This window comes from Curtobacterium sp. ME-Dv--P-122a, from assembly GCF_030209645.1.
In the GTDB taxonomy this organism is placed as follows: Bacteria; Actinomycetota; Actinomycetes; order Actinomycetales; family Microbacteriaceae; genus Curtobacterium; species Curtobacterium flaccumfaciens.
This window is the reverse complement of record NZ_JARVRO010000003.1, coordinates 50,084-67,642: the sequence shown is the minus strand read 5'-3', so window position 1 is coordinate 67,642 and position 17,559 is coordinate 50,084. Positions and strand designations below refer to the sequence as shown.

Genomic DNA, 17,559 nt, shown 5'->3' with positions numbered 1-17,559 from the left:
TCACTACAAGTTCGGTGGATACCGAGGAACGAGGACGATCGATGACCACGCAGAAGCAGGAACAGGTACTCATCGCAGGAGCGAGTTTCGCTGGGCTCACGACCGCGCTGTGGATGCGTCGGCTCGGGTACGACGTCTCGATCGTCGAGGTCGCTTCCGGGTTGAAGCGAGGCGGCACCCCGGTCGACATCCGCGACGACACCATCGCGATCGTGGATCGGATGGGCCTGCTCGAGCAGATCTCGGCGAAGGCGCTGGCGCCGCGGGTGACGGAGTTCACGACGCCGGAGGGAGACCGCATCGCGCGGATGGATCCCGTGCCGCCCTCGGCCGGATCGACGGGCGACGGCTACGAGGTCCACCGCGACGACCTGCTCGACATCCTCGCCGCCGCGACCGAGGGCGAAGTGGAGATGCTGTGGAACAACTCGGTCACGTCCCTGCACCAGACCGACGAGGAGGGCGTGCACGTCACCTTCCGCGACGGAACCGAACGGGACTTCTCCATGGTGATCGGCTGCGACGGCAACCACTCCACAGTGCGTCGACTGCACTTCGGGCAGGAAGCGCGGTACAGCCACTTCCTGCGGACGTACTTCTCCGTCGCCATCCTCGACGACCTCGTCATCGAACCGCAGACGACCCAGATCACCAACGCACCGGGCGTCACGATGCTGGTCAACTCGTACGACACCACCACCGACCTCGTCCTCGGCTTCCGCTCCGAGCAGGAGATCCCCTTCGACCACCACGACGAAGCGGCACAGAAGCGCATCCTCCGCGAGCACATGCTCCGGGCCGGTTCGCCGTTCTCGGACCACGTCGACGAAGCCATCGGCGCCGAGACCTTCTACTTCGACAAGCTCAGCCAGATCAAGATGCCGGCGTGGACGTCCGGCCGGGTCGCACTCGTCGGCGACGCCGGTTACTGCCCTTCCCCGGCCGCCGGGATGGGCGGCTCGCTCGCCATCATCGGCGCCACTGCACTCCACGACGCTCTCCGGGACGCGGACGGCGACGTCGAGCAGGCATTCGCTGACTACGAGCGCGCGCTCCGGCCGGTCGTCGACGCGGTACAGCACGACGCCGAGCACATCGGTGTCAGCAGCTACTTCCCCGCGACCGCGGACCAGATCGATGCGCGCAACAGGATGCTGCTCGACCGCTGAGTACGGACGCCCCGCGGTGGCGCCTGTTCGGAACAATTCCACAAGACTTCTTGTGCGTATAGGGTCGCACCATGACCCAAGGACGGATCGACGACCCCGCCCAGATGCGCGCCCTCGCTCACCCGACACGCCTGCGCATCCTCGGCCTGTTGCGTGCGAACGGCCCGCAAACCGCCGCGACGATCGGCGAGGTGATCGACGAAGCGCCCGGCACGATCAGCTACCACTGCACCCGACTCGCCGCCGCGGGCTTCATCGAACCCGCTCCCGACGCGGGCACGGACCGACGTGAGCGCTGGTGGCGAGCCGCGCACGACGCCTCCGTGTGGGAGCTCGCCGATGCGCTCGACGACCCGGAGCGGTTGCTCGCCACCAACACCCTCGACCACGCGGTCGCCCGCGTGTACGCCGCGAACTACGAGGCGTTCGTCGACCTCGCGCCGACGTTCGGACGCGAGTGGGTGTCGGCGTCCTCGAGCTCGGACCGCGTGCTCCGCCTGACGGCAGCCGAGCTCCAGGACATGGGCGAGGAACTCCGCGGCGTCGTGGACCGCTGGGCTGGTGTCGCTGCCGAGCACCACGCCGGCGACGGCTCCGAGCAGGTCTTCGTGCTGAACCAGGCATACCGATGGCCTCGCGGCTGAGCCCCCGGGCGCAACTGCGCGCACTGCTCGCGGTGCAGGTGGTGTCGCGCATCGGGAACGTCATCACCACCATCACCGTGCCGTTCGCCGTCCTCGCGCGTGGCGGCTCCGCCACCGACGTCGGCATCGCCGCGTTCATGGCGACGGTGCCGATCGTGCTCGGCGGCCCGTTCGGCGGTGCCATCGTGGAGCGGGTCGGCTTCGTCCGCTCGAGTGTCGCGTCCGACGTCGTCAGCGGGCTCACCCTGCTCGCGATGCCGGTGCTCGCCTGGACCGTCGGTCTGCCGTTCTGGGCGCTCCTCGCGCTCGTGTTCGTCAGCGGGCTTTTCGACACCCCGGGTGAGTCCGCCCGACGGGTGCTCCTGCCGGGGCTCGCGACCGCGGCAGGCGTGCCGCTCGAACGTGCCGTCGGCCACTTCGAGGCGTCGTCACGGCTGTCGGTGCTGATCGGTGCGCCCCTCGGCGGGACCCTGGTCGCCGTCCTCGGTCCGATGCCGGGTCTCGCCTGCGTGGCGATCGCCTTCGGGGCAGCCGCGATGCTCATGGCGCTGACGGTCCGCGGTGCGGTGGCGCCGGTCGCGTCCGGCGAGCCCGTGGAGTCGCAGGGGTACTGGCGCGACATCGCCGACGGGTGCCGGTTCTGCGTCCGCGATCCCCTGTTCCGGCTCGTGGTCGCGCTGGTGCTCGTGACGAACCTGCTCGACGCCGCACGCTCGACCACGCTCCTGCCGCTCTACGCCGACCAGCAGCTCGGCGGCGCGCAGGCGCTCGGGCTCGTCACCGGTGTCTTCGGGGGTGCGGCGTTCCTCGGCTCCGTCGCCTTCGGGTACGTGGCGCACCGCGTGCCACGGCGGTTGGTCTTCGCCCTGTGCTTCGTGCTCGCCGGCGGGCCGTCACTGGTCGTTCCGGCCCTCGGGCTCGGCCTGCCGTGGATGCTCGCGTCCGCCGCGCTCTCCGGGCTCGCGGCCGGTTCGATCAACCCGATCCTCGGAGCCGTCGAGCTCGAGCGGATCCCGGAGCACATGCGCGCGCGGGTGTTCGGCCTGCTCGGTGCCGGCGCGTGGGCGGGCATCCCCGTCGGCGGCCTGCTCGCCGGGCTCGCTGCCGACGGCGTGGGGGTCGAGGCCACCTTCGCCGTCGTCGCGGTCGCGTACACGGTCGTGACGCTCACGCCGCTGCTCGGAGGATCGTGGCGGCTCATGGAACGCCGCTCGGTCGCGGTGTCAGCGGGTTGACGTCCGGTGGTCCGCCCGAACCGCCGCCTAGGCTGCGGAGGTGACCAGGCACCGGACGAACACCCGACGAGCGATCGTCGTGACCGTTCTGGTCGTGGCTGCCGCGGCCGTCCTGTTCATCGGTCTGCGCGCCGCACTGCTGTTCGCGGGGGCGACGGAGGGCGACGTGCCGACGTCGTCGTCGATCCCCCTGCCGGCCGGGAGCAGGGTCGTCGACGAGGACGAGCAGTGCGCGTCCGGCGGGTGCTGGTCGCTCGTGTCCGTGCAGCCGCCGTCGGGGGATGAGCCCGACCGAACTGTCGACGACGTTGGGCACTGAACCGTTCGCGAGGCTGCCCGGGAGTCTGTGGGACCCACGCGTCATCAACCTGACGTCAGAAGTCCAGGGAGACCTCCTCGTGATCCAGGCGGACTACTGGTCCCGCGAGCCCTCTCCCTGACGCCCGGAAGACCACACGAGGCGGCCGTGCCTGGAGGGACGGTGCCAGCTGGCACCGGGCCTCCCGTCCGCCCTGTGGTCGCGTCGACGACGCGTCAGGCGTCCCAGGGCCAGTAGGTCTGGCAGGTCTCGGGGCCACCGTTCGTCGAGCCGCAGACCTCCACCGGCCCCCAGATGCTTGACGACCAGGGTTCAGCCCCCGCTGCGCTCCCGACGACGCACCCGCAGCGTGCCGATCCCCTGCACGATGCAGACGACGCCGCTCGCGACGACGATGACCCCGGTCACGATCCGGCCGACGGAGACCCCGCCGAACAGCAGCGGGGCGACCGCGACACCGATGAAGATCGCGCCCATCACGATGACGACGACCGGGTTCTGGGCGACGAAGAACCGGCGACCGCCGTTCGCTTCGGCGATCGCCCGGTCCCGAGCACGCGGGACGGCGTCCGGCGACCGACCAGCGCGGCGATCTGCACGCCGTCGCCGACTGCGCAGGACCAACCACACCGCCGCGCCGATGACCACGGCCGCTCCGATCGCGATCCACTCGACGAGCTGGAAGAACCCGAAGACGAGCACCAGGACGAACCCGACCACGACGCCCGCGAACATGTCCGTGGTCATCCGGTCGGTCCGGCCGTCGGCACTCGTGACGTAACCGGGGCGACGTTCGTACGGATCGTGCTCGTCCACGGCCGGTCCGTCGGCCCGTTCGGTTCCCATGATCCGAACGTACCGACGGCGCTGGGGACCCGTCCGGGTCAGCCCACTCGTTCCCCCGGCTGCTCGGCCCGGACCCCGTGTGCCGGACGCCGCTCCCGCACGATCGCCACCGCCTGGCGCAGCGACAACCCGGGCAGGTAGGTACGGACGATCGCGACGCCGATCGTGGGCAGCGCCACCGGGTCCGGGTACGCCATCACCAGGGGGTGCAGGTCGGGCCCGAACTTCGCCTTGAAGCGCAGCAGGGAACGGAACCCGTAGACGGGCTCGAGCGCACCGCCGACGACGTCGAGGACCGATTCGACGCCGCCCCGGCCTGCACCCTGCGGTTCGGCCGACGACGCGAGCGGTGCGGCGGACAGGCTGAGCCGCTCGGCACCGTCGGTGCGCATCCGGTCGACCGCACTCGCGACCAGGAACTCCATCACACCGTTCGGGGCGTCCGGCGCGCGGCGCATCACGTCGAGCGTCCACCCGACCACCTGCCCGGCGCGGTAGGCGGGCAGCCAGCTGGTGACGGCGAGCACGGTGCCGTCCTCGCCCAGGGCGACGAGCGTGCGGACGGCGGGGTCGCGCATCTCGTCGATCCCGCCCAGGGTGAACCCCATCTCGGGCAGTTCGCGCTCGGCGACCCACTCCTCCGAGATCGCCTCGATCTGGCGCGTGACCGAGCCGGGCAGCGAGGCCCAGTCCGCCCAGAGCGCGGTGGTGCCGGAGCGGGCCGCCTTGTTGACGGCCGTGCGGACGTCCTGCTTGCGCTTGCCCGTCGTCGTCCAGGTGCGCGGGTCGAGGTCGGCGTCCTCGGCCACGGGGAGGGTCGTCCAACCGAGCCGGGCGAGCGCAGCGCCGAGGGTGGCATCGATGCCGTAGAAGACGGGCGTCCAGCCGTGGTCGTCCGCGGCCCGTGCGAAGCCCTCGAGTGCCGCCAGCCGCGCGTCCTCGTGCCCGAAGGGTCCGCCGGTCGTCACGGCGACGCTGCCGGTGCGGTGGTAGGCGACACCGGCGCGGCCGTCCTCGGTGAACCAGTACTCGTTGCCGGGCCAGGTGGTCATCCACCCGAAGGTGTCGCCACCGCCCGCGACCAGGAGCGCCCGAGCGGCCACCCGGGCGGCGTCCTGCCCGTCGAGGTCGCTGTCCGAGCGTCCGGCGCCGGTCGGCCGGACCGCGGCGATCGCCACGGCGAGCCACAGGAGCGGACCGGAGACGCCCACGACGAACCGCAGCGCCGGCTCGGCCTGCGCCAGGTGTGTCGGCAGCGTCACGGGCGCGATCGGACCGAGCACGGCGAGCGCCAGGTGGAGGGGCTCGCGCACGCTGTCGCCCGAAGCCACGGCGACACCGACGACGACGACCGCGAGCACCACGGCCGAGCCGGCGACCGTCAGGACGAAGGTCCGCAGACGCCGCCGGTCGGTCCGGACCGGGAAGTCCGCCCGGCGCAGGACGAGCACCACGGCGGTGGCGATCGGCACCAGGACCGATGCGACGATCGACAGCGAGACCGCGAGGTGGTCCGACGCCAGGCGCTGCACGACGGCGTGGTGCCGCTCGGGCAGCACCCCGTAGGAGACGGCGGTCGCGACGCCGGAGACCAGGTCGACGGTCGCGACGAGCCACAGTGCGAACCTGCTCCCACGCCGGAGTCCCACCGCGCCGACCGCCAGGACCACGAGCGGCATCACGGCCAGCAGCGAGTGGAACAGGCCGTGCGGGTGCACCTCGGCGAGCGCCCGGACGCAGCTCGCGGTCACCCCGGTCACCGAGCAGTGCGGCATCCGCCCGGTCGGCCCGGTGTCGAGCACCACGGCGAGCGGGGCGAGCAGCCCGAACTGGGCACCGGTGACGAGCGCGAGCACGGGTCCGACCGCCGACACGGTCACCGCGGCCACGAGCAGCACCCGGGTCTCGCGCGAGGAGCTCCGCGTCCAGCCGCTCCGCACCGGGGACCGTCGCAGCACCCGGCCGAGCACCAGGCCGACGACCAGGGCGAGCGCCGCGTGCAGGTCGGACGCGTGTCCGGCGTAGAGCAGCAGTGCCGCGACGACGGCGATCGACACCACCCGGATCCGGCGTCGCCACAGCGCGCCGGCGAACGCGCTCGCGGTGACGATGGTCCCGACGATCCAGGTCCAGGGGCCGACGTGTCCCAGGTGCACGAGGAAGCCGCGGTTCGCGGGGGCGCCGTCGAACAGCTGCAGCAGGGCACCGAGCCCCGTCCCCACCACGGTCGTGACAACCATCGCGAGCAGGGTGCGCCGCCAGCCGAGCAGCCGTTCGGACGCCGCGGTGCAGACCACGACGGCGACGAAGGTGACGAGGAACCCGACGACGCTGCTCGTCACCGCGACCACGCCGAGCGGACCCATCGTGCCGCCCAGGGTGTCGGGCGTGCGACCGTCCTTCGTGCCGAGGCATCGGAGCACCACGGCGGCGATGCCGGCGACGATCGTCAGGGCCGAGACCACGCTCGTCAGCGGGTACCGACGGGCTGCCGGCACGAGCCGTCTCGGATGCGCCCACGCGAGGGCCGCGACCACTGCGCTCACCGGAGGCCCAGGTGCGCGATGACGCCGGGCATCCCGACGCGCAGGGCGTAGCGGACGGTGTTCCAGTCATGGGCGGAGCCCTCGGACACGAACAGCCGGGTCTGCATGCCGGCGGCCTCCGCAGCCGTGCGGAGCGCCGTGGTCGAGGCGACGTAGGGGGCGTCGTCGCTGCCGTAGGCGAACACCGTCAGGTGCCCGGGGTACGGCCCGTGCGCACGCATGATCGCCCGCGGTGCCGCCGCGGCGTACCGCGAGGCCGAGCCGCCGAACCCGTACCGGATGCTGTGCTGGACGGAGCCGTTCAGGGGTGCCAGCTCGCTCGAGATCGCGAAGGTCGTGCCGAACACGTCCGGGTGTGCGGTGGAGAACTGCATGGCACACGTGGCTCCCTGCGAGAACCCGACGATGCCCCAGGCCGAGGGCGCTGCCCCGACGCGCAGGTGCTGCCGGATCCAGTTCGTGGTGTCGGTCATGATGTACGTCGCGGAACGGCCGAGGGACGAGTCGACGCACATCGGGTTCCGGTCCGGCGCCCCGAGTTGGTCCGGCGCGACGACGATCGGGGCGAGTCCGTGGTGGGCCTCGGCGAACGCGTCCATCACCGCGCCGAGCCGACCGGCCTGGAACATGTCGCTCGGCTGCCCGGGTTGCCCGGCCAGGCTGATCACGACCGGCAGGGTCGGTGGTCGCTCGGTCAGGGCGGCCGGCGGCAGGTACACGACCGCCGGCCGCGCGTGGAAGTGGGAGACGGTCGACGGGATGGTGACCGAGAGCACCTTCCCGCGTCGCGGCATGTCGGCGGGCGCCCGCCAGGTGGCCGGGTCGGCCACCGGACTGGAGGCTCGCCCCACCCCCGTCTCGTGTCCCAGCGGACCCGACGGGTACGGATCGGTCGTGACGGCCTGCTCGATCGTGCGGTACGCCCCGAAGTCGACGTTGACGCCGAGGACGGCGGCCAGGGCCACCGCCACCGCCGCGAGCACGCCGAGCACGCGGCGGAGCCAGCCGCCCTGGACGACCGTCACGACGAGGAGCCCGACACCGCCGAAGGCGAGGGCCACCCACATCCGGGTGATCGGGGTGAACGACACCCCGTACAGGTCCTGCACGTCGCCGAACCACCACACCGCGACCAGGCCGATCCCGGCGCCGACGGCCACGGCGCCGAGCCGCCAGAGCAGGCCCCGGACCGGATGCCGGGAGTGACGACCGAACGCCGGCAGGAGCGCGGCGACGGTGAGGAGCCCGGCGGCGACGTCGACCGGGACGAGCACGGACGGTGCGACGACGGCGACGTGGAACAGGGGTCGGAGCAGATCGTGGAACATGGGGCCTCCCGGCGGACGGTGCAATCGTGGCGGCGGCCCGCTGCGAACGGGGCACCGAGGCGCTTCCGGTTCGCACAGCTCCCACCTGTGCGGCTCCCAGACGGCACTCGATCGACACCCAGCGAAGCGTCCGGTGCGATGCCGCCGCCAGACCGCTCGGTGGTGCGCACCTAGGGTGAACGCGTGACGCACGACGGATCGGTACGGGCTGCTCTCGCGGCGGTCGCAGCGGACGGCTGGGGTGACGGTGGGCCGCTCGTCGAACCCGGCGGCACGGCCGCACCACGTCGGGCCGCGGTCCTGATGCTCTTCGGCGCGCTCGACCACACGCCGAGCGACCGACCGGCGGCAGCGCCCGGTGTCCCGCGGGACCTCGACGTCCTGCTCCTCGCCCGGGCCACGACCCTGCGCGCGCACGCCGGCGAGGTCGCGTTCCCCGGTGGACGCATCGACCCCGGTGACGCGGACGCCGTCGCCGCCGCACTCCGCGAAGCACAGGAGGAGACCGGGCTCGACCCCGCCGGCGTCGAGGTGCTCGGCACCCTGCCGGCCGTGCCCCTGGCGTTCTCGAACCACCTGGTCCGACCCGTCATCGGCTGGTGGCGCGACCCCTCACCGATCCGCGTCGTCGACGAGCACGAGTCGGCGGCGGTGTTCCGGGTCCCCGTGGCCGACCTGCTCGACCCGGCGAACCGCGGCGTGACCGTGATCCGCCGCAGCGGTCAGGAGTGGCGCGGACCGGCGTTCACCATCGAGGCCGACGGGGACGAGCACCTGGTGTGGGGCTTCACCGCGATGCTGCTGGATGCACTGTTCGACCGACTCGGCTGGACGGAACCGTGGGACCGGAGCTTCGAGGTGCCGCTGCCCGACTGAGCAGCGGGAACGACAGCGGGTCGGCCCGCACCGCGTCGACCGCGTGGGCCACGGCCCCGATGACGACGACGTCGGCCCCGAGCGACGACGCGACGAGTTCCGGCACCGGGTCGAAGTGCCCCTTCGCGAGCAGGTCGCGCGCGCGGTCGATCACGGCGACCGCCGGCTGGGCGATCGCGCCGGCGACCACCACGCGGTCGATGTCGAGCAGGCTCGCGAGCAGGATGCAGACCCGGGCCAGGCGGTCCCCCAGACGGTCGACGATCGTGCGCGCGACCGGATCACCGCTCCGTGCGGCCGCGAACACCAGGGCGGCGTCGGCGGCGAGCGCGGCGTCCGTGGGGATGTGCCCCGCGGCGACGGCGTCGGCCACGAAGGTGCGGGCGACGGCGCCGATGCCGTCGGACGACCCGACACCCTCGACGAGTTCGAGCACCCGCATCTCCCCGGCACCGCCGTGGGCACCGCGCAGCAGGACCCCGTCGACGACGAGGCCTGCGCCGAAGCGTTCGCCGGACAGCAGCGCCGCGAACGAGGCGTCACCCGAGGACGGCCGTTCGGCGAGCGCGGCGAGGTTCGCGTCGTTCTCGACCAGCACCCGCCCGTCCGGCACGGCGTCGGCGAACCCCGGGTTCATCCGGACCCAGAAGCCGCCGTCGTCGGGCGATGCACCGGCGGCGTCGACCGGCGCCGGGATGCCCACGACCGTGACCAGGACCCGTCCGCGGTCGACGTCGGCCGAGGCGAGGGCGGCGGCCACGGTGTCGGCGAGGACCCCGAGTCGAACGGGCACGTCGAGGCCTGATTCTCCGAGCGACCCCTCGGCGCGACCGAGCACCGTGCCGCGCAGGTCGGCGACGAAGGCGGTGACCCGGTGCTGGCCGGCGTCCACACCGACGACGACCCCGGCGACCGTGTCGAGCGCGTAGCGACGGGCGGGGCGTCCCATCCGGTACTCCCCCGCGGCCCGGGCGTCGTCGAGCTCGCGGAGCCAGCCGAGCCGCACGAGTTCCTCGGCCGCCCCCAGCACGGTCGACCGGGTCAGCCCGGTGGCGTCGATCGCCTCGGTCGCGGTGAACGCCGACGAGTCGAAGGCGTACGCGAGCAGCGTCTCTGCGCTCGTTCCACGAGGTGGCGGCATGTCGTGACCCTATCGCGCGACGAGTTCCTTGCGGAATTAGATTTTCTCGCTACATTTAGTTCCGCGGGCAGCATCGGAGCCGCTCGCGGGACGGAACGGCAGGGACGCCGGGTCCGGACGGACGGAGACGACGTGCAAGCACACGCCACCGCCAGGAGCGCAGCATCGGTCAGCCGACGCGGGTTCCTGCTCGGAGCGGGCGGCATCGGGGCGGGCCTCGCGCTCGCCGGATGCGCCCCGATCGGGTCCTCGAGCGCCAAGCCGGAGACCATCACGTTCTACGTGTCGAAGCCCGAGGTCATCGGCTACTTCGACGACGTCATCGCGCAGTTCCACCAGACCCAGTCCAAGGTCCGGGTCGTGCGCGACTCGACCTCGAGCATGTCCGCGAACTTCGTGCGGAACCGTCCGCCGGACCTCGGCTGCTGGAACTACAACTTCTCGGTCGTGCCGTTCGTCGAGCACGGCGCGCTGACCGACCTGTCCGACCTGCCGCAGGCCGACACCATCAACCCCGACCTGTGGCCGCTCATGGAGCAGACCGCCGACTACCCCGGCCGGAAGAGCGCCCTGCCGTACTCGGTGACCGCGGCGTCGGTGATCTACAACAAGGCGCTCTTCGCGCAGCAGGGGCTCGAGGTCCCGACGACGTGGAGCGAGTTCGCCGACGTGTGCGAGCGCCTGACCAAGGCCGGCATCGCGCCGATCTACGGCACGTTCAAGGACAACTGGACGATCGCCCAGGGCATGTTCGACTACTCGATCGGCGGCATGATCGACACCCCGGCGACCTTCGAGGCACTCCGGCGCGAGGGCACGAACGTCGGAGAAGGGTCCGCGGTCTCGTTCGAGCGCGACCTGCGGAAGCCGATGGAGCGCATGGTGCAGCTCCGCGCCTGGCACCAGGACGGCGCCGCGAGCCGCGGGTACGGCGACGGCAACCTCGCCTTCGCCCAGGGCAAGGCGGGCATGTACCTGCAGGGGCCCTGGGCCCTCGGCGAGATCGCCAAGACCACGAAGGACATGGACCTCGGCACCTTCCCGCTCCCCGTCACCGACGACCCGGCCGACCGCAAGGTCCGCGTGAACGTCGACCTGGCGCTCTGGATCCCGGAGGCGTCGCGCAAGCAGGAGGCTGCCCGCGAGTTCCTGTCGTTCCTGATGACCAAGCAGGTCAACGACAAGTACAACGCGGACAACAACGGCTTCGGCGTGCGCAAGGACGCTCCCCCGGCGTCGAACCCCGCCCTCCGCGGCATGCAGTCGTACTACGACGACGCAGCCTTCTACCTCGGCGCCTCGCAGCTCATCCCCGCCGAGATCCCGGTCGCGAACTACGCGCAGTCGATCGCCTTCGGCGGCGACCCGCAGCGCCAGCTCCGCACCCTCGACGCCGACTGGGCGCGTCTCGCGCTCCGCACGGCCGCGTAAGGAGACGTCCGAATGGCAACCACGACCACCGAATCCATCACGACGGCGGACCGCCGCCGCCGTGGCGGGGCCGCACCGGGCCTCCAGGCCGGACGACGGGACGGACGACGCAAGCCCCGCGTCGACCCGCTCTTCCTGGCGTTCCTGCTGCCCACCCTGGTGCTCTTCACGCTCGCCATCACGCTGCCGGCCGTGATGGGCATCGTGCTGAGCTTCACGAACTCCGTCGGCTTCGGCGAGTTCCGGTTCACCGGGCTCACCAACTACATCGCGGTGTTCTCCGACCCCGCGATCCTGCAGGCGTACCTGTTCACGCTCGGGTTCTCGCTCGTCACCGTGATCGTCGTGAACGCGATCGCGTTCCTGCTCGCCATCGCGCTGACGTCGAAGATCCGCGGCAAGATCGCGCTGCGTGCGGTGTTCGTGCTGCCGATGGTGATCTCGGGCATCGTCATCGCCTACGTGTTCTCGTTCCTGTTCGCGAACAGCCTGCCGGCCTTCGCCACCGCGATCGGCTTCGGGCCGCTCGAGCAGAGCATCCTGGCGAACCCCGACCTGGCCTGGCTGGCGATCGTGGTCGTCACCGCCTGGCAGGCGATCCCGTCGACGCTCCTCATCTACATCGCCGGCGTCCTCTCGATCCCCGGCGAGGTGTACGAGGCGGCGGCCCTCGACGGTGCCAGCGCGTGGCGGCAGCTCGTCTCGATCACCGCACCGCTGACGGCGGGCTACATCCTGATCAACCTGGTCATCGGGTTCAAGAACTTCCTGAACTCGTACGACATCATCGTCGGCCTGACCGACGGCGGCCCCGGCACCTCGACCACCAGTGTCGCGATGTCGATCTTCAAGGGCTTCAACGGCGGCGACTACGCCTACCAGATGGCGAACGCCACGATCTTCTTCGTCATCGCGGTCGTCATCGCCGTGATCCAGCTGCGGGCGACCCGCGGGAAGGCAGCGCTCTGATGTCCCTGCAAGCACCCCTGCGACCGGGGACCACCGCGACTGGCAGCATCCGTTCCGTCGACGCCGACCGGTCCTCCGGCTCGGGCAAGGCCGGCCGCGGTCGTTCGAACTGGCCCGTCACCGTCGTCCTCGTGCTGTGCGCGCTGTCGGTGCTCGTGCCGCTGTACGTCACCCTGACGATGGCGTTCAAGACCACCGGCCAGGCCGTCGACGGCAACGCGTTCTCGCTGCCGGCGCCGTTCAGCGTCGACGGCTTCGTGCAGGCGTGGCAGCTGACCGACTTCCCTCGGGCGTTCGGGGTCTCGGTGTTCGTCGCCGCGATCACCGTCGTCGGCACGATCCTGCTCGCCTCGTTCACGGCCTACGCGATCGCCCGGAACTGGGACCGCCGGCTGTTCCGCTGGTCGTTCTTCTACCTGCTCGCGGCGATGTTCCTGCCGTTCCCGGTGCTTGCACTGTCGCAGGTGAAGCTCACCGGACTCGCGCACCTGGACAACCCGCTCGGCGTCGCGATCCTGCACGTCATGTTCCAGCTGTCCTTCAGCGTGCTGCTCTTCACGGCCTTCCTGCGGTCGATCCCGGCGGAGCTGGAGGAGAGTGCACGCATCGACGGTGCGAGCACGGGGCAGGTGTTCTGGCGACTCGTGTTCCCGCTGCTGGCACCGATGAGCGCCACCGTCGGCATCTTCGCGTTCCTCGCGTCCTGGAACGACTTCGTGATGCCGTCGCTGATCACCTCCGACCCGGCGCTGCAGACCCTGCCGGTGCTGCAGCAGATGTTCCAGACGCAGTTCAGCAACAACTACAACGTGTCGTTCGCCTCGTACCTGATGGCGATGGCCCCGGCGATCATCGTCTACCTCGTCACCCAGCGGTGGGTGATGGCCGGCGTGACGCAGGGCGCCATCAAGTGACCGACAACGCCGGTCCGGACCCGACCGCGGTCGCCGGTGCAGACCCGACCGACACACACCCCTCGACCCCCTCGACCCACGAAAGGCCCGACGTGACCGACACCCTCGCCCAGCCCGCCACCACCTCGCACGACGAGACCTGGTGGCGCCAGGCCAGCGTCTACCAGATCTACCCCCGCTCGTTCGCCGACGCGAACGGCGACGGCATCGGCGACCTGCCCGGCATCACCGAGCGGGTGCCGTACCTGGCCTCACTCGGCGTCGAGGCCGTCTGGCTCAGCCCCTTCTACCCGTCCGCCCTGGCCGACGGCGGCTACGACGTCGACGACTACCGCGACGTCGACCCGCGCCTCGGCACCCTCGACGACTTCGACCGGATGGTCGAGGCACTGCACGCCGCCGGCATCCGGGTGATCGTCGACGTCGTCCCGAACCACACGAGCGACCGGCACGAGTGGTTCCGCGAGGCACTCGCAGCGCCCAAGGGCTCCTCCGCCCGCGACCGCTACGTGTTCCGCGACGGCAGCGGACCGTCCGGCGAGGAAGCCCCCGCCGACTGGATCTCGATCTTCGGCGGCCCGGCCTGGACCGCCGTCGGCGACGGTCAGTGGTACCTGCACAGCTTCGCGAAGGAGCAGCCCGACCTGAACTGGGCGAACCGCGAGGTCCGCGACGACTTCCTGCACACCCTGCGCTTCTGGTCCGACCGCGGCGTCGACGGGTTCCGCATCGACGTGGCCCACGGCCTGGCGAAGGACCTGGGCGAGACCCTGCCCACCTGGGCCGAGCTCGCCGAGATGCCGAAGGACGGTACGCACCCGCTCTGGGACCGTGACGACGTGCACGAGATCTACGCCGAGTGGCGGACGGTCTTCAACGAGTACACGCCGGCCCGCACCGCGGTCGCCGAGGCCTGGGTCCCCGCACACCGCCGCGCCCGCTACGCCAGCGCCGAGGGACTCGGTCAGGCGTTCAACTTCGACCTGCTCGAGGCCGACTTCGACGCCGGCCAGTTCCGCACGATCATCGAGTTCAACCTCGGCCTCGCCGAGCAGTCCGGCTCGTCGACCACGTGGGTGTTCTCGAACCACGACGTCGTCCGGCACGCCACCCGCTACGCCCTGCCGCCCCGCGCCGGCGGCACCGACAAGCAGGGCAGCGCCTGGCTGCTCGCCGGTGGTTCGCAGGATGCACTCGACCGGTCGCTCGGCCTGCGCCGCGCACAGGCCGCCACGCTGCTCGAGCTCGCCCTGCCCGGCTCGGCCTACCTGTACCAGGGCGAGGAGCTCGGGCTGCACGAGGTCGGCGACATCCCGGACGCCGACCGCCAGGACCCGGCGTTCTTCCGCAACCCGGGCGTCGACGTCGGTCGTGACGGCTGCCGCGTGCCGATCCCGTGGACGCGCACCGGCTCGTCGTTCGGCTTCGGTCCGGACGGCTCACACCTGCCGCAGCCGGCGTGGTTCGCCGACTCCAGCGTCGAGGCCGAGGACGCCGACCCCGACTCCACCCTGAACCTGTACCGGAAGGCGCTCGGCCTGCGTGGCCAGCTGCAGTCCGAGGAACAGCTCGAGTGGATCGAGACCGGCCGCGACGACGTGCTCGCGTTCCGTCGGCCGAACGGCTGGACGAGCGTGACGGTCTTCGGCGACGAGCCCTTCGCGCTGCCGGCCGGCGAGCTGCTGCTCGCCTCGGCCACCGTGGTCGACGGCGCCCTGTCGGGCGTGGGGACGGCCTGGTTGCGTTCCTGACGCGACGCTCGCGCCCTGCGCGCGACCGGATGACGGACGGGAGGCGCGGTGCCAGCTGGCACCGCGCCTCCCGTCCGTCTGTCGGGGCGTACCTGGGCGAGACGGGCGTACCCGGCGGAAGCGGGCGTACCTGCCGGAAGCGGGCGTACCGGGTCGAGAGTTCCGACCAGGTACGCCCGTTCTCGCATCCCATCGCGGCCGTTCTGGGAAGGAAGTCCCGGTAGGGTCGCCGCATGAGCGGGGCGAGCATCAGCGTGCAGGACTTCGTGATGCGGTTCGGGGACCGCAACGTGGTCGACGGGCTGTCGTTCGACGTCGCCCCCGGCGAGACGTTCGGGCTGCTCGGCAGCAACGGCTCCGGCAAGACCACGACGATCCGGGCCCTGCTCGGCATCACCACCCCGACGGCGGGCACGCTGACGATCGACGGCCGCCCCTACCGACCGGCCACCGGCGGCATCGGTTACCTGCCGGAAGAGCGCGGGCTGTACCGCAAGGAGTCCGTCATCGACGTGATGACCTACTTCGGGCGCCTGCGCGGGCTCCGCGGTGCCGAGGCGACCGCGTGGAGCATGGACTACCTGGCCCGGGTGGGGCTCGCCGACCGCGCGAAGCTGCGCGTCGACAAGCTGTCCGGCGGGCAGCAGCAGAAGGTGCAGCTCGGCATCACGATCATGGACCAGCCGCGGCTGCTCATCCTCGACGAACCGACCAAGGGCCTCGACCCCGTGAACCGGCGACTCCTGCTCGACCTGGTCGACGAACGGAAGGCCGACGGCGCGACCGTGGTCCTCGTGACGCACCACATGGACGAGGTCGAGCGGCTCTGCGATCGCATCCTGCTGCTCAAGGACGGCCGGGCCGCCGCGTACGGGTCCGTGCCCGACGTGCAGGACGCCTTCGGTGGTGCCGTCGCCCGCGTGGGGCTCGACGGCCCCGTGCCGAAGTCACCGCTGTACCGGCTCGCCCGCCACGAGGGGCACGTCGCCTACCTCGTCCCGACCCAGGCCGCCGCTCCGGACGGTGCGGACGTCCTGGCAGAACTGGTCGCGGCCGGGGTGCACGTCACCGCGTTCGAGATGCGCCGGATCCCGCTCGACGAAATCTTCGTGCAGGTCTACGGGCACGACGCCCTGGCTGCGGCGTCGACCGACGGGGCAGCGGCATGAGCAACCTCGGCACGGTCGTCCGGTTCGAGTTCGTCCGCGCGGTCAAGAAACCCGCGTTCTGGATCGGCACCCTCGCGCTGCCGGTCGTCATCGTGGTCGTCTCGTTGCTCGTCGGCATCGGGCAGGCCGCCGGCACCAACTCCGTGGTGTCCGGGTCGTCGGCCACGAAGACCCCGTTCCACTACGTCGACGATTCCGGCCTGGTGTCGGAGTCCGTGGCGGCGAAGTGGGGTGGGACGCCGTCCACCGATGCCGCCGCCGACCGCGCCGCCGTCCGGTCCGGTGACCTCGACGCCTTCATCGCGTTCCCGTCGTCGCCGTCCACGACGGCCATCCGGGTCGACGCCGCCGACCGCGGACTCTTCGCGAACGGGGTGTACTCGTCGCTGGCCGAGCGGGTGCTCGAGCAGAGCGTCGCCGCGTCGGTCGACGACCCCGAGACCGTGCAGCTGCTCCGCAGTCCGCCCGCCACCGACGTCACCACCTACACCGACGGCCGGGTTGCCCCGGGCTGGTTGTCCGTCGTGCCGCCGTTCCTGTTCGTCGCCGCGTTCTTCGGGCTCGTCATCCTGCTCGCCGCCCGGATGGTCACCGTCGTGGTCGAGGAGAAGGAGAACCGGATCTCCGAGATGATCCTGACCACGGTGACCGCGGGCGACCTGATCCGCGGCAAGGTCATCGCCATGCTGCTCGTCGGCTTCGTGCAGGTCAGCGTGTTCGTCGTGCCCGGCCTGGTCGGGCTGCTCGTCGCGTTGCCGCTGGTGTCGTCGCAGCTCGGTGGGCTGACGGTCGACCCGTGGCGGATGGTGACCGGCGCGCTGCTGCTCGTCGGCGGGGTGCTGCTGGCGTCCGGGCTGTTCGTCGCCGTCGGGGCCGCCGTCCCGTCGATCAAGGACGCCTCGGCCCTGCAGTCGGCAGCGATCTTCGCGCTGATCATCCCCCTGTACGCGGCGTTCTTCGTGATGACGACGCCGACGTCGCCGGTGGCGCAGTTCTTCACGTACTTCCCGACCTTCACGCCGATCACCGCGATGGTGCGGAACGCCGTCGGGGCCCTGACCGTGACGGAGTCGGTGGTCTGCATCGTCGAGGTGTTCGTCGTCGCCGGGCTGCTGCTGTGGTTCGCGGAGTACCTGTTCCGGCACTCGGTCGCGCAGTACGGGTCGAAGGTGACGGTCCGGCAGATGCTGTCGTGGCGGCGGGGGCGGCGGGGCTGATCCC

The 17,559-nt window shown here is 71.5% G+C and carries 15 protein-coding genes; 11 read left to right on the top strand and 4 right to left on the bottom strand.

The features are described from left to right. Window positions 1-41 precede the first annotated feature (41 nt). The 4 genes from QRN49_RS02695 (at window position 42) to QRN49_RS02680 (ending at window position 3,367) form a co-directional block, all read left to right on the top strand. Entirely contained in the window at window positions 42-1,169 is a 1,128-nt protein-coding gene (locus QRN49_RS02695) for an FAD-dependent monooxygenase (protein WP_284753861.1), read from the top strand. Between the two features lie 71 nt (window positions 1,170-1,240). Further along, window positions 1,241-1,813, top strand: a complete 573-nt coding sequence (locus QRN49_RS02690; RefSeq protein ID WP_111029949.1) for an ArsR/SmtB family transcription factor — start codon at window positions 1,241-1,243, stop codon at window positions 1,811-1,813. After that, window positions 1,798-3,048 (top strand): MFS transporter, encoded by a 1,251-nt coding sequence (locus QRN49_RS02685; RefSeq protein ID WP_284753860.1) that lies wholly within the window; start codon window positions 1,798-1,800, stop codon window positions 3,046-3,048. The genes QRN49_RS02690 and QRN49_RS02685 overlap by 16 nt, the downstream gene beginning before the upstream one ends. Before the next feature lie 40 nt (window positions 3,049-3,088). Continuing rightward, on the top strand, window positions 3,089-3,367 hold the full coding sequence (locus QRN49_RS02680; RefSeq protein ID WP_284753859.1) for a hypothetical protein: 279 nt from the start codon (window positions 3,089-3,091) through the stop codon (window positions 3,365-3,367). Between the two features lie 312 nt (window positions 3,368-3,679). On the opposite strand, the gene QRN49_RS02675 is transcribed toward QRN49_RS02680, so the two are convergent. The 3 genes from QRN49_RS02675 to QRN49_RS02665 are packed head-to-tail and all read right to left on the bottom strand — an operon-like array spanning window position 3,680 to window position 8,087. Continuing rightward, the gene (locus tag QRN49_RS02675) at window positions 3,680-4,213 is read right to left on the bottom strand and encodes a hypothetical protein (protein WP_284753858.1); all 534 of its coding nucleotides are present in this window, start codon (window positions 4,211-4,213) and stop codon (window positions 3,680-3,682) included. Window positions 4,214-4,251: 38 nt separating this feature from the next. After that, complete coding sequence (locus QRN49_RS02670) at window positions 4,252-6,759, bottom strand: bifunctional lysylphosphatidylglycerol flippase/synthetase MprF (protein WP_284753857.1); 2,508 nt, start codon at window positions 6,757-6,759, stop codon at window positions 4,252-4,254. Next, window positions 6,756-8,087, bottom strand: a complete 1,332-nt coding sequence (locus QRN49_RS02665; RefSeq protein ID WP_284753856.1) for an alpha/beta hydrolase — start codon at window positions 8,085-8,087, stop codon at window positions 6,756-6,758. The genes QRN49_RS02670 and QRN49_RS02665 overlap by 4 nt, the downstream gene beginning before the upstream one ends. Before the next feature lie 183 nt (window positions 8,088-8,270). Between QRN49_RS02665 and QRN49_RS02660 the strand changes: the two genes are divergently transcribed. Further along, window positions 8,271-8,963, top strand: a complete 693-nt coding sequence (locus QRN49_RS02660) for an NUDIX hydrolase (RefSeq protein WP_284753855.1) — start codon at window positions 8,271-8,273, stop codon at window positions 8,961-8,963. On the opposite strand, the gene QRN49_RS02655 is transcribed toward QRN49_RS02660, so the two are convergent. Beyond that, window positions 8,875-10,104 (bottom strand): ROK family protein, encoded by a 1,230-nt coding sequence (locus QRN49_RS02655; RefSeq protein ID WP_284753854.1) that lies wholly within the window; start codon window positions 10,102-10,104, stop codon window positions 8,875-8,877. The two genes, QRN49_RS02660 and QRN49_RS02655, sit on opposite strands and share 89 nt — an antisense overlap. Before the next feature lie 132 nt (window positions 10,105-10,236). Here QRN49_RS02655 and QRN49_RS02650 point away from each other — a divergent pair, with 132 nt between their 5' ends. The 6 genes from QRN49_RS02650 to QRN49_RS02625 all read left to right on the top strand — a co-directional run bounded on the left by QRN49_RS02650 (window position 10,237) and on the right by QRN49_RS02625 (window position 17,555). Beyond that, window positions 10,237-11,535, top strand: coding sequence for an ABC transporter substrate-binding protein (locus tag QRN49_RS02650; protein WP_194653533.1), 1,299 nt, complete (start codon window positions 10,237-10,239; stop codon window positions 11,533-11,535). A gap of 12 nt (window positions 11,536-11,547) precedes the next feature. Continuing rightward, a complete protein-coding gene (locus QRN49_RS02645) occupies window positions 11,548-12,504 on the top strand; it encodes a carbohydrate ABC transporter permease (protein ID WP_110865283.1) in 957 nt (318 codons plus the stop codon). Next, a complete protein-coding gene (locus QRN49_RS02640; RefSeq protein WP_071405176.1) occupies window positions 12,504-13,418 on the top strand; it encodes a carbohydrate ABC transporter permease in 915 nt (304 codons plus the stop codon). Before QRN49_RS02645 ends, QRN49_RS02640 begins: the two co-directional genes overlap by 1 nt. Before the next feature lie 92 nt (window positions 13,419-13,510). Beyond that, entirely contained in the window at window positions 13,511-15,169 is a 1,659-nt protein-coding gene (locus QRN49_RS02635) for a glycoside hydrolase family 13 protein (protein ID WP_284753853.1), read from the top strand. A gap of 233 nt (window positions 15,170-15,402) precedes the next feature. Beyond that, a complete protein-coding gene (locus QRN49_RS02630; RefSeq protein WP_071404266.1) occupies window positions 15,403-16,338 on the top strand; it encodes an ABC transporter ATP-binding protein in 936 nt (311 codons plus the stop codon). Beyond that, window positions 16,335-17,555: an ABC transporter permease gene (locus QRN49_RS02625; protein WP_284753852.1), complete on the top strand. Its 1,221-nt coding sequence runs from the start codon at window positions 16,335-16,337 to the stop codon at window positions 17,553-17,555. Before QRN49_RS02630 ends, QRN49_RS02625 begins: the two co-directional genes overlap by 4 nt. Window positions 17,556-17,559: the final 4 nt, after the last annotated feature.